This is a genomic window from Mucilaginibacter rubeus, assembly GCF_003286415.2.
GTDB classification, from domain to species: Bacteria; Bacteroidota; Bacteroidia; order Sphingobacteriales; family Sphingobacteriaceae; genus Mucilaginibacter; species Mucilaginibacter rubeus_A.
The window spans coordinates 4,083,241-4,096,335 of record NZ_CP043450.1; the positions used below are offsets into that span (position 1 = coordinate 4,083,241).

Here is a 13,095-nt window from a genome sequence, read left to right on the forward strand (position 1 = left end):
CCCTCACTCTCATACCTAATTATTAAATTTGAAAATGATTTCCTGGTTGGGAAGCGGTGATATAATAACAAGCGTATGGTGTTGGAGCCTTTTCATGAACTCGTCCTTAAATTTATTGAAAATACAAACCGGCCTATATTTTTAACCGGTAAGGCGGGTACAGGTAAAACCACTTTTTTACGCTGGATCAGGGCAAACATTACCAAAAACCTGGCAGTTGTAGCGCCTACGGCGGTCGCCGCTATTAATGCCGGAGGTGTAACCATCCATTCATTTTTCCAGGTGCCTTTCGGTCCGCAGGTACCGGTAACCGATCATAACAATCCCAATATCCTGTTAAGACAGGTAAGCCTCGAAAAGTCGAACATATTAAAATGCCTTGATCTGCTTATTATCGATGAGATCAGTATGGTGCGGGCAGATACCCTGGATTATATCGACACCGTACTGCGTCAGGTTAAAGGATCGGCACGACCTTTTGGCGGTGTCCAATTGCTGATGATTGGCGACCTGTTTCAGCTCCCTCCTGTTTATGAAAAGGACTGGCCGGTATTGAGGAACTTTTATAAAGGCCCCTATTTTTTCGATAGCCTTGCATTTCAAAAATTCCCGGTGCTAACTTTTGAGCTTACCCAGGTTTATCGCCAAAAAGATCCGGTATTTGTGGAGATCTTGAACAGCATCAGGAATGGTTATGCCAATAATACAATGCTTAATAGGCTAAACGCGCATTACAACCCAAACCTGAATGCCAACTGGCTTAAGGACTACGTAACCCTATCAACCCATAACCAACTGGTTAACGAAATTAATCAGCAGCGTTTAACCGAACTTGATGGCGAAGCACATACTTATAAAGCAACAGTAACCGGCGATTTCCCAAAGGAAGCCTACCCTGCCGAAGAGGAACTGGTATTAAAGGTTGGCGCACAGGTAATGTTTATCAAAAATGACAGCTCGGGTAAAAAGCAATATTATAACGGGCGAACCGGGCGCATCATTGCCATGGGGCCGGGCAATATCCGTTTAAGTTTTCTGGATGATGGATCTGAGTTTGAGGTGATCCCCGAAAGCTGGCAAAATGTAAAGTATGCTTTGGCCGAGGATGAGCAAAAGGTAAATGAACAAAACAATGGATCTTTCAGTCAGTATCCATTGCGCCTGGCCTGGGCTATAACCATCCATAAAAGCCAGGGCCTTACGTTTGAAAAAGCGGTTATTGATGTTGATGCGGCCTTTGCGTTCGGGCAGGCTTATGTGGCATTAAGCCGTTGCCGATCGTTAGAAGGTATGATCCTGAAATCGCCGGTACGGCCCGAAAATATCCGCACCGATCCGGAGATCATCAGCTTTATGCAAAACGCGGCTATTTCTATTCCCGATGAAAGCTTACTGGAAAGTACTATCCGGCAAATTGCATTGGAAGAGATGAAAGATGTATTTGATTTTACCATGCTTACCGGCGCCTGGAAACAACTCAAAACTATTATGCTGGCCGGAGGGATTAAAAACAGCCCTTTATCTGACAGTATCAACAAAACAGACCTTAATTGGGATACCGATATAAAAAGCGTTGGCGACCGCTTTATCCGGAAAGAACTCGCCGCTTTGCCCGATGATCAACTAATTTGGGATAACACCGTATTTATAGGCAGGTTAAAAAATGCCGCCAACTATTTTCTGCCCAAACTAAATGCTTTTTCTGAAGCCATTAACAGTTTCTATACTGCAGTAAATAACACTAACCCACCAGCTGAATTTTACGATAACTTAAATCACTTATTGGTAAACCTGAAGGCAAAAACAGCCGCCTTTGTACGCCTGCCTATTGCCTCGTCGGGCAGGGATATTTTATCATCGGTACAGGAAGCCGGGATAAGCTATAAGCCTGTATACAAAAACTGGAACCCAAAAGCCCTGCCAAAAGAAAAGGAAATTGTAAACCCCGAACTTTACAAGCAGTTATTAAACTGGCGTAAGGCAACCAGTCTTGAGCGCAAAATCCCTGAGCATACCTTGGTATCAGAAAATATGCTTCGCGACATCACCGCAAAACTACCACGATCATTAAACCAGCTGTCGCAGTTAAAAAGCTTTGGTGATGCCAAAGCAACAGACCTGGGCGAACCCATTCTGAAAATGATCAGAAGCTATTTAGGCGAAAATGATCTGTTTTCCTAAAATCTTGGGATTTCCGGGCCGTTGTATGGGTTTTCGAGGGCGTGTTTAATCCGCATTAACTGGTACTGATGACGCCAGTTATCGGGATAGTTTTTCATGTTTTTCAATAATTGCTTAACAAAATCGGCAACATGGAGCTGAGTTGTAGCGCGGTCTAATCTTAATTCCTGGGGTAATGTAACATTACTAAAGTATTCACTCAATTCTTCGTAGCTCATGATGCAAAAGTAATTGTTTTCAAAATACTCATGCTAAAAAACAATCAGCTTTACTTTCCCTTCGGAAATTTATCGCCAACTAAATTTAAATGAATACCATGCTCCAGCCAGGCTTTTAACCCGTCTAAAACTGTGGTAAATCCACCTGTCGAATCTTTGATAGCAGCAATGAGTTCATCTCCTGTTTTGTTAAAACCATAATGCTGAATTTCTACATAAGTAGCATCATCGCCCATAGCCTTAAAATTAAAATCGACAGTTGTTGCTGGTGTTCCCCATTCAATGGTTATTAACTCGTTCTCTTTAATGGCAGAAGCAACAACTACCGATGATACACCATACATTTCCCATGACCAGGTTACTTGTTTGCCCGTTTCCAATTTACCTGTCGATTTGGTAAACCAGAATTGTGTAGTGATAGCCGGATCAATAAAGGCTTTAAAAACTTCTTCAACCGGCTTGCGGATCAACATTTGCGCTTCGGCGCTTTTTGATTTTTCGGCTTTCATTTTTAATAATTACTGGTTGGAATAACTGGCTTTGACTAATAAACATACTCCTATTTTAAATGTTTGTAATAAACACGCTAAAAACAAATGGCTTCATATTATCCTCATTTATGATGTGTATCTTTGTTTAACATTATTTAACTATCATTCGCTTGGAGTTTCGCGTTTGCTTTCTTTTATTTATAAGCGTAATGCTGGCATTGTTATCCCCAACTAAAATCCGCAGAATATTTTTTATCTGCCTGTTTATCTTTATTTTACCTTCAGCCCTATCGGCGCAAAATCTTTTTTTGCAAAAGGTAGAGATGTGTAATATCACTAATTATTGCATGGACTGCGGCGATGAAAAGGCCAGCTGTGATCAGCTTGCCATTGATTTTGTTTCTGCAAGGATCAATAACCGTTATCTGCTAAAAGACGCGACCGGCGCAATAACCTTTCAGGTGCTGGTTGATGAACGTGGCTTCAGTTGTGTGCTCAGTCACAACGATGCTACCAAAAGCGCCCTTACCAACGAGCTGATAACCTATCTTAATGGCTGTATCTGGAAGCCGGCTAAAATTGATGGCAAACCTGTGGCGGCATCTGTAAATGTTATCTTCCGCTTTATCAGCGGAGGCGTTTATGGCCAGGTACAAAGGCTTGATCTCGCCGAGATGAAACCTCCGGGCGACCCGATTATTTACAATAAAAACGTCACCTACGCCAACCCGTCGTTAAAAAACTACGATTTTACGGTTTGGACAAAATACAACTCACCGCTGGTTGATAATATCAGTAAATCGGCAGCGATGGATCAATCGGATTTGTTATGGTATGCCACCGAAAAAGGCATGACCCGTTTTGAGGGCACAACCTTTATCCCCGTTAATGAATACAACTCTCCATTCCCGTCAGATGCTAATATTAAAGAAGTAACTATTGACCGGGACAACAACAAGTGGGTTTATTACGACAACAAAATATTTATGTATGGCAGCGGCGGCTGGCAGCTGTTTGATTTTAAACAATTTTTAACAGGCGGCGTAAACCAGGTACTGAACAGCCGCAATGGCGAATTATTGTTCACCACACCAAACGGACTTGTTGTAAAGCGAAAGGACAAAGTAGTGGTTATCAACAAAAAATCGATGCCTGAAATGCCTTCGAGCAATGTGCTTTTTGCTTATGTAGATGGCCAAAAACGGCTTTGGATTGGTACTTCAAAAGGTACTATCATGATTGATAAAAACATTATCACCTCATTTAATAGCCTTAACAATACCCCGTTAAAAAATACTACCATTTCGGGTGCAGTTGAGGATGAAAAAGGCAATGTTTACTTCTCACTGGTTGATTGCAATAAACAACCCGGCGAAACTGATAGCGAAAAAGAAGGTGTGGCAGTATTAAAGTTTAATGGAACCTGGTTGCATTATAACGATCAAAACTCGGGCATGCCTGCCAACCACGTCAACACCATGCTGTATGATAAATTTGATCACGTTTTGTGGCTGGGTACAGATGAATCGGGCATAGTCAGGTTTGACCTGAACAATGGCTGGGAGAATTACCACAACAACAATTCGCCGCTACCTGGATTTACCATTTACCAGATGGTGCAGGACTCAAAAGGAGTTATTTACGCTACCACCGCTAATGGTTTATTAAGGATCAGGAAAAAATCGGGGGCATAAAAGGTTAATTAATCTTCAGAAATCTCCATGTAGATCTCTGTTGTTACTAATCCTTCGCTAAAAGTCAGGATCTGGTAGCCCGCGTTTGATTTCAATTTGGTTTGGCGTGCATGGATATACGCAAACAGATCACCGTAGCCTTTCATGATGGCCTGCATCGGATCGCCGGTAACTCTTGTGTACAGGAACGTTCCAAGCATATCAATGGCAGTAAGTGATGTTTCTGACAGATCAGTATTGCCTTCTGTAACTACACCTTGAAAGCTTCTTTGTTCGTCAGCCGGGGTAACCTCCGGGTTGTCATAATAAATGCCGCAAATTTTATATGGAATAAAGGATATTTGAGCCGAAGTTAACTCATTTTGAACAGCGGTAACGTATGCTGATGCCCCGGAGTAACTACCTGTAAATACTTTTCCGATAAGTTTTATGGGATTACTAATTGCTATTACCTGTACTGTATCTTCCATATTTGGTTTGTATTTGGCATAACTAATATAACGGCATTTTTTTATCTCCCACTATTAATTTAGCATATCACGCAAAAACACAAAAGCCCGCTATCATGACTGATAGGCCGGGCTTTTGTTTTTTTTTCAGGTTTATGCAGGGTTAGCTTTGTACAGTAACGGTTGGGTCCCAGTAATAGTAGCCGAATAATACAGGCTGATCAACACCCCTTTGGCGTGTATAGAGTGCAAATGACACGTTATATTGCTCGGTGCCTTTGGCCACTACATTAGCTTGGTTAAACCAAAAGTTTTGAGTTGAAAAGCCAATCGGGATAGCGGTACCATCGGCAGGTAAAATACCAGTACGGGTATATACGCTGAAAGTTACATTATTGAATACAGTATCCTGGGCGTACTTTTCTAACTTGTAAATAACTACAGCCGAATCAAAGTTGCCGAACTCTGATACCGCGTACCAACGTATAACGTCACCTACATCGGCTTTGATGTTAAGGTCGGCGCCGCCGGAACCGGTAATAGTATTGCCACGGGTAGCCACCATATACATATAATTGTGAGGCAGGCCTGTAGGAGCGTTAGGATCCTGGCTTGGAGTTGGAAAATCGGTAGTGATAGCATCGGTATCTATCACAATCTGGATGTTGATGATCTCCTGCGTGGTGGAGACAAATTCGCTGGTAATTGCCATGACTAAAAGGGTTTTAGGATAAATAAATGTCCCTACTCTTTAAAGGATTTTCGGGTTAACTCCTTTGTCAAAGCAAAAAAGACCGAAGCGCTTCTTAACCGGTTTTTCTCAATTGCTTATCACACTACAAACTTCCGCTTATTTAAACCGGCTTATTAGAGAATAAATACCACTTAAATAAAATAAGTATTTATACGTATACAAACCATAAAAACACCCTTTCACACTTTTTCACACATCATAACTTTGCCACAAAGGAAAATCATTAATAAACAATAAGAAAAATCAATAATTTGCGTGAAATTATTTCACAGTAGTATAATTAATTTCTCACTTATATAATTTATTATTAACAACACAAAACACAAATAATACAACTATATTACCTACTTATATAAACCTATAATATCATGAAAAAACGACCCCTTAACTTTTTGAAGCCAATTGCGATAGCAAGTGCCGTTTGCTTGTTTTTCGCCATGACATCGTGCAAGCAGGCTACCAGGTTTGCCCAGGTAAAGTACACCGCTGCCCAGGTTAACTACTGGCTCGACTCGTCAACAACCGACAGTTTCATTTTCCAGTTTTACAGTCCGCAGGTTGATGATGTTAAAAAACCTTATCAGCTTGTATCATACATCCTTGACACTGCCGGCAACTACCTTAACCCGGTACACCCGGATACTTTAGCCATTGCAAAAGATACGTTGATTAACTTAACCGGCCCCGTAGTTTTAGGCAATAACTACCTTACCAAAAAAGCAATAAAAGCTGTAATATCTACCGACAGCGGAAAGAAACGTGATTATGACTACCTGGTTTTTACGCCTAAAATCTTAGCTTCGAACCAGCACCTGGTGTATGCTATAGGACTGGTAAAAAATGGCCAGCTTATTAACTATGCAGATGGGGACACACAGGACATTGACTCAAATCCATCACCTCCGGCAAAAATGTAATATTGGCTAAAACTGTTGCAAAGTGGAACAGCTAATTAAAGGTATATCTGACTGGTCGGAGGTTTGGGCGTTGCTCATTCCTTTGGCCATTCTTTGTTTGAAGAAAAAACAGCCGGCCTTTAATAAACCTGTTGTTAGTTATTTATGGGCGGCGCTGGCAATCAATATAACTATTGATGCAATATGGAAGTTAAAAACGATACTGCCACGCCCCTATAACACCAATAATTATCTATATAATGTACATTCCATAGTCAGACTGCTGCTGTTCAGCTCCTTTTTTATAAAGCTAAATCAACAGTTTCTATCTAAAACAAAAAAGTTAGCGCCGTATGTTTTTTTAGGGTTTGTACTCATTAACTTCGGCTTTTATCAAAACTTTTTTGATTACGGGCAACTGAGCAGCAGACTACTGTCGTTTGAGGCGGTAATTATGATGTTTTATTGTATGCAGTATTATCTGTTTAAAATAACCGAAGATGAAGAACCCGGCAAAAAACAACCCGACTTTTGGATAGTGACCGGTCTGGGCATTTACTATACCGTAAACTTCTTCATTTTTTTATTATACAATGAACTAACGGTACGCTTGCACAACTTTGCCATAAACCTGTGGAACATTCACAATTTCACGTATACCATTTTATGTGTATTTATAGCGAAAGGGTTGTATGAAACAAACGAATGATGATATCAGGCTCCTGCTCTTTATGGGCATAGCGGTGATGCTTTCATTATTCGCGAGCATATTGCTCATTTTCATTTTTTTTCAGCGGAAGAAATACCAGTATCAGCAAAAAATACAAAAGCTGCACCAAACACAGCAAAATCAGCTAATAGAAGCCGCCGTACGCAGCGAAGAAACCGAACGGCACCGCATTGCCGAAGAATTGCATGACGAGGTTGGCGCTATTTTATCAGCATCAAAGCTGCATTTGCAGGGAGTAAAGATCAATGTTATTGATAAAAACAACGAGCCACGGTATGAGAAAGGACAAGAATTACTTGATATGGCCATTAAACAGGTGCGCGGCATTTCGCACAACCTGCATTCGAGTATACTGAAGGAGTTTGGCTTAAACGAGGCCATCAGGCATTTTGCCGAGAAAATAGCCAATAATGACCTCATATATATTACAACAGATCTTGATGACTCATACACCGCCCAGGCCAATGAAAACGATATCAGCATATATCGTATGGTACAGGAGTTAATGAACAATATACTTAAACACGCCAAACCTCAAAAAATACATATTACATCAGTTTATAATCCGGATGCTTTGAACTTGAGCATTTTCCATAACGGGCAAGGATTAAGTCACGCCCAATATGAGGAACTGAAGTTTGATAAGCGGGGACTTGGATTAAAGGCAATCCAAACCCGTATAATTTTGCTAAAGGGCGAAGTATCTTTTAATTACAAACCTGAGGGGTATTACATTAACATCAATATCCCGCGGGCAATTACAATCTAATTATTACAACACTTCAAATACAAGGCGATGAAACCTATTAAAATTGCCATAGCCGATGATTACACCATTTACAGGGAAGGCCTGAAAGTTGGCCTTACCCAGGATGAAAACCTGGAGGTGATACTTGAAGCCGCAGATGGAGAAGACCTGATATCGGGCATAGAAACCAATATGCCCGATGTTGTTATCATGGACCTTAAAATGCCTGTAATGGATGGCATGGAGGCTACCAAACTGGTAAAAAAGAAATACCCTGATATAAAAATTTTAGTGGTAACGATGTATGATGATGAAAAGTTCGTGATTCATTTAATGGAGATTGGCGCAAACGGATACCTGTTAAAAAACGCAGAGGCGGAGGAGATCAGGAAAGCGATTTACTCGGTACATGAAACGGGCTACTACTTTAACAATATTGTAAGTAACGCGCTGTTAAAAAAACTGGTGATAAAAGGCAACATCAAACCTTCCTTTAAAGAAGGCGTTGAACTTACAGAACGGGAACAAGATGTACTAAAACTGATCTGTGCCGAAAAAACAGCTAATGAAATGGGCAGACAACTTTTTCTTAGTCCACGCTCTGTTGAAGGTATCAGACAGCGGCTAATTGACAAGGTAGGCGTTAGAAATACCGCCGGACTGGTCATGTTTGCAGTAAAAAATGGAATAATTGAATAAAAATCAACAAAAATCCAACACAAATTTTATTCAAAAACAAAAATCACATTAAAACACATCGAAAAAACCAAAATAAAAGACAACGATAAATTAAAAATATCAAAATATAGTCAACAAAAAGCATTTAAAATCCATTTAAATCAAACAATTAGCAATATAAATTGCAAATAATTAAATAAATTATCGATAAATTTAATTTTCCTTAATATTTTTACAACTAAGGTTGACTGATTGATTTAAGATTTGAATGAAAAGAAATATTCAATGCGATAATAACACGTGTTTTTTATGCAAAGGCTGCATAAAAGAATGGCTGCCTGCCATAGCAGCCAACAAAAAGAACTTTAGCGTAAAAAAAGGACAGGTTATTTTCAGTGAGGGAGATCCTGTGAAGGGTATTTATTTTGTATATGAAGGCAATGTAAAAGTTCATAAAAAATGGGGTGCCGACAAAGAGCTTATTATCCGCTTTGCCAATAAGGGCGCTATTTTTGGCCACCGTGTTTTAGGCAAACACGCAACCCACTACCCTATTTCGGCCACAGCTTTAGAACCCGGCATAATATGCTTTATTGACATGGAGTTTTTTGAGGCTACCTTAAAGGTGAACCCTCAGTTTGCATACCAGTTACTTTTATTTTTTGCTGATGAGTTACAGGAGGCTGAACACAAAATGCGTAACCTTGCGCATATGCCGGTAAAAGGCCGTGTAGCCCAGGCCCTCATAAGCCTTCAGGAACAATTTGGAACAAATCCGGATGGCCATATTAATGTAGAACTTACCCGGCAGGATTTAGCCTCTTATGCCGGTGCAACCTATGAAACGGTTTTCAGGGTGGTTAATGAACTATTACAAGAAAAGCTGATCAGTACTAATGGTAAAAAGATCAGTATCGTAAACCATGACGGGCTGCTTACTTTAACGCAGGATGATGATTTGTAAGGAAGACAAATAACAACCTCACCCAACCAAATTCCGCACCTCAACCGGCGACAATGACGTTTGCTTTTTAAAGAAGTTTGAAAAATGAGACAGTTGCTCAAAGCCTAAACTATAGGCAATTTCCGAGATGTTCCAGTCGGTTTGTTTGAGCAGGATGCGGGCTTCCTGGATGATCCTGCTTGCTATATGCTCTGTTGTAGTTTTTCCGGTGCTTTCTTTTAACACCTTATTAAGGTGGTTGCTGTGTACGGCAAGCCTGTCGGCATAATCTTTCGCGGTACGCAGAACAACTTTTTGATCGGGCGATGCTATAGGGAATTGCCTTTCCAGCAACTCAATAAATAACGACGAAACCCTTGTGGAGGCATTGTGGCTATTGCTGTAGTTAGTAAAGGGCTGTAATTTCTGCCCGTAATGAATCAGCTCCATTACGTAGTTCCTGATAAGGTCATACTTGTACGGGTAATCGGATGCTATTTCCTGCTGCATCTTTTTAAAAATGAGGCTAATCTCCTCCGCCTGCGCGTCGGTAAGCATAAACACGGGGCAACCTCCCGGACTAAAAATCGGTAACGCATCAAGCACTACACCACTTTTTGATTGTACAAGAAACGCATCAGTAAAAATGCAGAAATACCCCGACTGGTCTGCATCCTGCGGCTTCCAACTGTACGGTATTTTAGGGGTACCAAATACTAAAGCGTTTTTCTCAATATCTATAACTTTATCAGCATATTCGGCAATATTGCGTCCCTTAACCAGGTTTATTTTGTAGTACAACCTACGATTGTAGGGCACATGGGTTGGATCCTTTTTTATTTTGGTGATTATGTCGGCAAGGTTGAAGACATTGAAATGCCCAACCTCTTTGTTAATATCAACAGGAAGCAAATCCTCCACTTTGCTATTGGTGATTGTAGCGGCATTCTTGTAAAAATCTTCTACAGTTACAGTTTTCATTTAAGCCCCTGAAGTTAATACACGAATTTAGCAATAAATACGCCACCACGTTTATGTCTAAATCATCGAGGTGTAAATAGTCAAAATAATCCGTAAAAAAACCGGCTCTAAAGTTAAAGCCGGTTCATATTTCTATTTATGCAAATGTTTTTTACGCAGATACTCCAGCATTAACTGCGGGCGATCTGTTTGGATGATGGTGGCTCCGTGCGTGATGATCCAATCCCAGCTGTCTTTTTTATTATCATCTTCTACAGCTGTATCATCATCGTGCCCTGCATTTAATGAGGCCCAAAGCGAGTTGATCCATACTTTAGCGCCTGTCTGCGTTATAAATTTATTATCCTTCAAAACAGCCGAAGTGTCTTTGGTGAAGTTCAACTCAAAAGCGTAAGGCTTCATATTTTTCAGATAATCAACAATAATCTGTTTTGCTTCCGGCTTGTCCAGGTTCACCACCGGCATATAAATGATGCTATCTAAAAGGCTTGGGTAGCGGGCTTTAAGCTCGGCGTAAGGCACTTCCGATTTAAAAATAGCCTGCTGTACCGTACCGGTTTCTTTTAAAACGGCAAGGGCCTCGTGATAATAGTCATAGCTTTTATCAAGGTTTACCTTTACGCCTGTACCCTTAAGTGCCAACATTACTTCTTTAAGTGTCGGGATCTGATTTTTAGTTACACGCCCTATGCCATTCTTCAAGCCAAATTTCCTGATCTCTTCAAAAGTATAATCGGCAGGTTTGCCTTTGCCATTTGTTGTACGATCAATGGTACCATCGTGCATGATCACCACAACGCCATCTTTAGTTTTTTTCAGATCAGGCTCCACAATGTCAACACCCATTTGGGCAGCATATTGAAAAGCCCTCAATGAATTTTCGGGTGCATTACGCCAATCGCCGCGGTGGGCGGTTACCTGAATCTTGTTTTGTGCTGCCGCAGATAATGAAATAGCTGAGGCCAGTATTAATAGTTTTAGTTTCATGTTATTTTATTTTAAAACGTCGCTGCTCGGCTTCGGCCAAGTGGCTATTCCCCCTTTAATCGGCGGCCAGAGGCCCGATTGATAGTTGCCACTCGGCTGGAGCCCACAGGTGTTGGGAAGAGAAATAGAAATTGTATTTTTAGTGGCATATGCGTGTGCCCGACTTGTTAAAGTTAATTCCAGAGGAGCGTCTTGCGTTTTTGGCTGACTATCATAAAACAGACCATAAGGTAAAGAAACTACCGGTCTCAGTCCTTTTTAAGCTATTACTTTACAGTCAGTTCGAAGTAAAGCACAATAGCCTCAGGGTAATGGAGAATATCTTTAATTCGTATGCTTTCAGTCATTTATCTGACAAATCCGAAGCGCAAAAGATACATTACAGTTCAATCAGCGAACGCCTAAGCCGTGCGGACGCGGTTTTTTTTGAAGCTTTATACCAGGATTGTATTGAACGTTTTTCAGCCCAATTACCTTCGAAAGATAATAAACAGCATCAGTTGTTGCGTTTTGATTCAACGCTGATATCACTTTCATCCAAGCTGATCAGGATCGGATTTCGTTCCGGAGGAAGCCAGGAACATGTAAAACAGCTTAAATTTACTATAGGCTATTCAGAAATACCTGAGTATGTGGCTTTTCATCATCAGGCTACATTTAACAGTGAGAACGTAGCTTTGAAACAAGCCATTGTTGGCTGTCCTGCATCTAATAAAAGTATCGTTATAGTCGATGCCGGCCTACAATCAAGAGACGCCTATGATGAGCTCTTTGACCAGGGAATCAATTTTATTACACGAATCAATCCGAACCCACGTAGTGTAGTTGTTGAAGAGAATAACTTATTTGAAGCTACTCCTGATGACTATAAGCTTAGGCTGGTAACAGACCGTAAGCTTTACCTATATAACAGGAAGGGAAAAAAGACAAAGAACGTTTATCGATATATCGAAGCAGTCAAACCCAATGGAGAAGTACTCGCTTTTTTGACCAATATCTTTGATTTTCAAGCTTATGAAATAACCGCACTGTATAAGAAAAGATGGGATATAGAAGTGTTCTTCAAATTCATCAAACAAGAACTTAACTTCTCACATCTACTATCCAGAAGCATAAACGGCATCAAAGCCGTACTGTATGTCAGGATGATCCTATCGCTGTTAATAATAACTTACCAAAAGTTAAATCGAATTAAAAGTAGTAAGTCTGCTAAACAACAGTTTGCCTTGGAAATGGAAGCCGAACTCATGAAATTTATTGTAAGACTTTATGGTGGAGATCCCGATAAACCTCCCACAAATGGACACATCCCTTTTTGGTAACTCTTCCCAACACCTGTGGGCTG

General features: G+C 40.6%; 14 protein-coding genes. 8 read left to right on the forward strand and 6 right to left on the reverse strand.

Going from position 1 to position 13,095, the window contains the following annotated elements:
• The first annotated feature begins 75 nt into the window (after positions 1-75).
• Positions 76-2,181, forward strand: coding sequence for an AAA family ATPase (locus tag DEO27_RS15995; RefSeq protein ID WP_112575122.1), 2,106 nt, complete (start codon positions 76-78; stop codon positions 2,179-2,181).
• Here DEO27_RS15995 and DEO27_RS16000 read toward each other — a convergent pair.
• A complete protein-coding gene (locus DEO27_RS16000) occupies positions 2,178-2,399 on the reverse strand; it encodes a DUF6965 family protein (protein WP_112575124.1) in 222 nt (73 codons plus the stop codon). The genes DEO27_RS15995 and DEO27_RS16000 overlap by 4 nt on opposite strands.
• A 50-nt stretch (positions 2,400-2,449) precedes the next feature.
• Positions 2,450-2,908, reverse strand: a complete 459-nt coding sequence (locus DEO27_RS16005) for an SRPBCC family protein (RefSeq protein WP_223817962.1) — start codon at positions 2,906-2,908, stop codon at positions 2,450-2,452.
• A 329-nt stretch (positions 2,909-3,237) separates the two neighbouring features.
• On the opposite strand from DEO27_RS16005, the gene DEO27_RS16010 reads away from it, so the two are divergent.
• A complete protein-coding gene (locus DEO27_RS16010) occupies positions 3,238-4,584 on the forward strand; it encodes a hypothetical protein (protein ID WP_146750123.1) in 1,347 nt (448 codons plus the stop codon).
• An 8-nt stretch (positions 4,585-4,592) separates the two neighbouring features.
• Here the strand turns inward: DEO27_RS16010 and DEO27_RS16015 are convergent, their stop codons facing one another.
• Both DEO27_RS16015 and DEO27_RS16020 read right to left on the reverse strand, forming a co-directional pair.
• A complete protein-coding gene (locus DEO27_RS16015) occupies positions 4,593-5,054 on the reverse strand; it encodes a GyrI-like domain-containing protein (RefSeq protein WP_112575127.1) in 462 nt (153 codons plus the stop codon).
• 142 nt (positions 5,055-5,196) lie between these two features.
• Positions 5,197-5,745 carry an inclusion body family protein gene (locus DEO27_RS16020; protein WP_112575129.1) on the reverse strand — a complete coding sequence of 183 codons (549 nt, stop codon included), beginning with the start codon at positions 5,743-5,745 and terminating at the stop codon, positions 5,197-5,199.
• Positions 5,746-6,155: 410 nt separating this feature from the next.
• On the opposite strand from DEO27_RS16020, the gene DEO27_RS16025 reads away from it, so the two are divergent.
• The 5 genes from DEO27_RS16025 (at position 6,156) to DEO27_RS16045 (ending at position 9,803) form a co-directional block, all read left to right on the forward strand.
• Positions 6,156-6,704 (forward strand): hypothetical protein, encoded by a 549-nt coding sequence (locus tag DEO27_RS16025; protein ID WP_146750124.1) that lies wholly within the window; start codon positions 6,156-6,158, stop codon positions 6,702-6,704.
• 22 nt (positions 6,705-6,726) lie between these two features.
• Complete coding sequence (locus DEO27_RS16030; RefSeq protein ID WP_112575133.1) at positions 6,727-7,392, forward strand: hypothetical protein; 666 nt, start codon at positions 6,727-6,729, stop codon at positions 7,390-7,392.
• Entirely contained in the window at positions 7,376-8,182 is an 807-nt protein-coding gene (locus DEO27_RS16035; RefSeq protein WP_112575134.1) for a sensor histidine kinase, read from the forward strand. The genes DEO27_RS16030 and DEO27_RS16035 overlap by 17 nt, the downstream gene beginning before the upstream one ends.
• A 27-nt stretch (positions 8,183-8,209) precedes the next feature.
• Positions 8,210-8,860: a response regulator transcription factor gene (locus DEO27_RS16040; RefSeq protein WP_112575136.1), complete on the forward strand. Its 651-nt coding sequence runs from the start codon at positions 8,210-8,212 to the stop codon at positions 8,858-8,860.
• 247 nt (positions 8,861-9,107) lie between these two features.
• Positions 9,108-9,803, forward strand: a complete 696-nt coding sequence (locus DEO27_RS16045; protein ID WP_112575137.1) for a Crp/Fnr family transcriptional regulator — start codon at positions 9,108-9,110, stop codon at positions 9,801-9,803.
• Positions 9,804-9,821: 18 nt separating this feature from the next.
• On the opposite strand, the gene DEO27_RS16050 is transcribed toward DEO27_RS16045, so the two are convergent.
• On the reverse strand, positions 9,822-10,763 hold the full coding sequence (locus DEO27_RS16050) for an AraC family transcriptional regulator (RefSeq protein ID WP_112575138.1): 942 nt from the start codon (positions 10,761-10,763) through the stop codon (positions 9,822-9,824).
• 132 nt (positions 10,764-10,895) lie between these two features.
• Positions 10,896-11,750, reverse strand: a complete 855-nt coding sequence (locus DEO27_RS16055) for a glycerophosphodiester phosphodiesterase family protein (RefSeq protein ID WP_112575140.1) — start codon at positions 11,748-11,750, stop codon at positions 10,896-10,898.
• Between the two features lie 149 nt (positions 11,751-11,899).
• Between DEO27_RS16055 and DEO27_RS16060 the strand changes: the two genes are divergently transcribed.
• Positions 11,900-13,072: an IS4 family transposase gene (locus DEO27_RS16060; RefSeq protein ID WP_112576068.1), complete on the forward strand. Its 1,173-nt coding sequence runs from the start codon at positions 11,900-11,902 to the stop codon at positions 13,070-13,072.
• Positions 13,073-13,095: the final 23 nt, after the last annotated feature.

What these genes read in the sequence shown, in the direction of transcription:
- DEO27_RS16005 (WP_223817962.1), bottom strand. Translation starts at nt 2,908, where the DNA reads ATGAAAGCCGAAAAATCAAAAAGCGCCGAAGCGCAAATGTTGATCCGC.
- DEO27_RS16035 (WP_112575134.1), top strand. Translation starts at nt 7,376, where the DNA reads ATGAAACAAACGAATGATGATATCAGGCTCCTGCTCTTTATGGGCATA.
- DEO27_RS16050 (WP_112575138.1), bottom strand. Translation starts at nt 10,763, where the DNA reads ATGAAAACTGTAACTGTAGAAGATTTTTACAAGAATGCCGCTACAATC.
- DEO27_RS15995 (WP_112575122.1), top strand. Translation starts at nt 76, where the DNA reads ATGGTGTTGGAGCCTTTTCATGAACTCGTCCTTAAATTTATTGAAAAT.
- DEO27_RS16055 (WP_112575140.1), bottom strand. Translation starts at nt 11,750, where the DNA reads ATGAAACTAAAACTATTAATACTGGCCTCAGCTATTTCATTATCTGCG.
- DEO27_RS16015 (WP_112575127.1), bottom strand. Translation starts at nt 5,054, where the DNA reads ATGGAAGATACAGTACAGGTAATAGCAATTAGTAATCCCATAAAACTT.
- DEO27_RS16045 (WP_112575137.1), top strand. Translation starts at nt 9,108, where the DNA reads ATGAAAAGAAATATTCAATGCGATAATAACACGTGTTTTTTATGCAAA.
- DEO27_RS16025 (WP_146750124.1), top strand. Translation starts at nt 6,156, where the DNA reads ATGAAAAAACGACCCCTTAACTTTTTGAAGCCAATTGCGATAGCAAGT.
- DEO27_RS16060 (WP_112576068.1), top strand. Translation starts at nt 11,900, where the DNA reads ATGCGTGTGCCCGACTTGTTAAAGTTAATTCCAGAGGAGCGTCTTGCG.
- DEO27_RS16040 (WP_112575136.1), top strand. Translation starts at nt 8,210, where the DNA reads ATGAAACCTATTAAAATTGCCATAGCCGATGATTACACCATTTACAGG.
- DEO27_RS16000 (WP_112575124.1), bottom strand. Translation starts at nt 2,399, where the DNA reads ATGAGCTACGAAGAATTGAGTGAATACTTTAGTAATGTTACATTACCC.
- DEO27_RS16010 (WP_146750123.1), top strand. Translation starts at nt 3,238, where the DNA reads ATGGACTGCGGCGATGAAAAGGCCAGCTGTGATCAGCTTGCCATTGAT.
- DEO27_RS16020 (WP_112575129.1), bottom strand. Translation starts at nt 5,745, where the DNA reads ATGGCAATTACCAGCGAATTTGTCTCCACCACGCAGGAGATCATCAAC.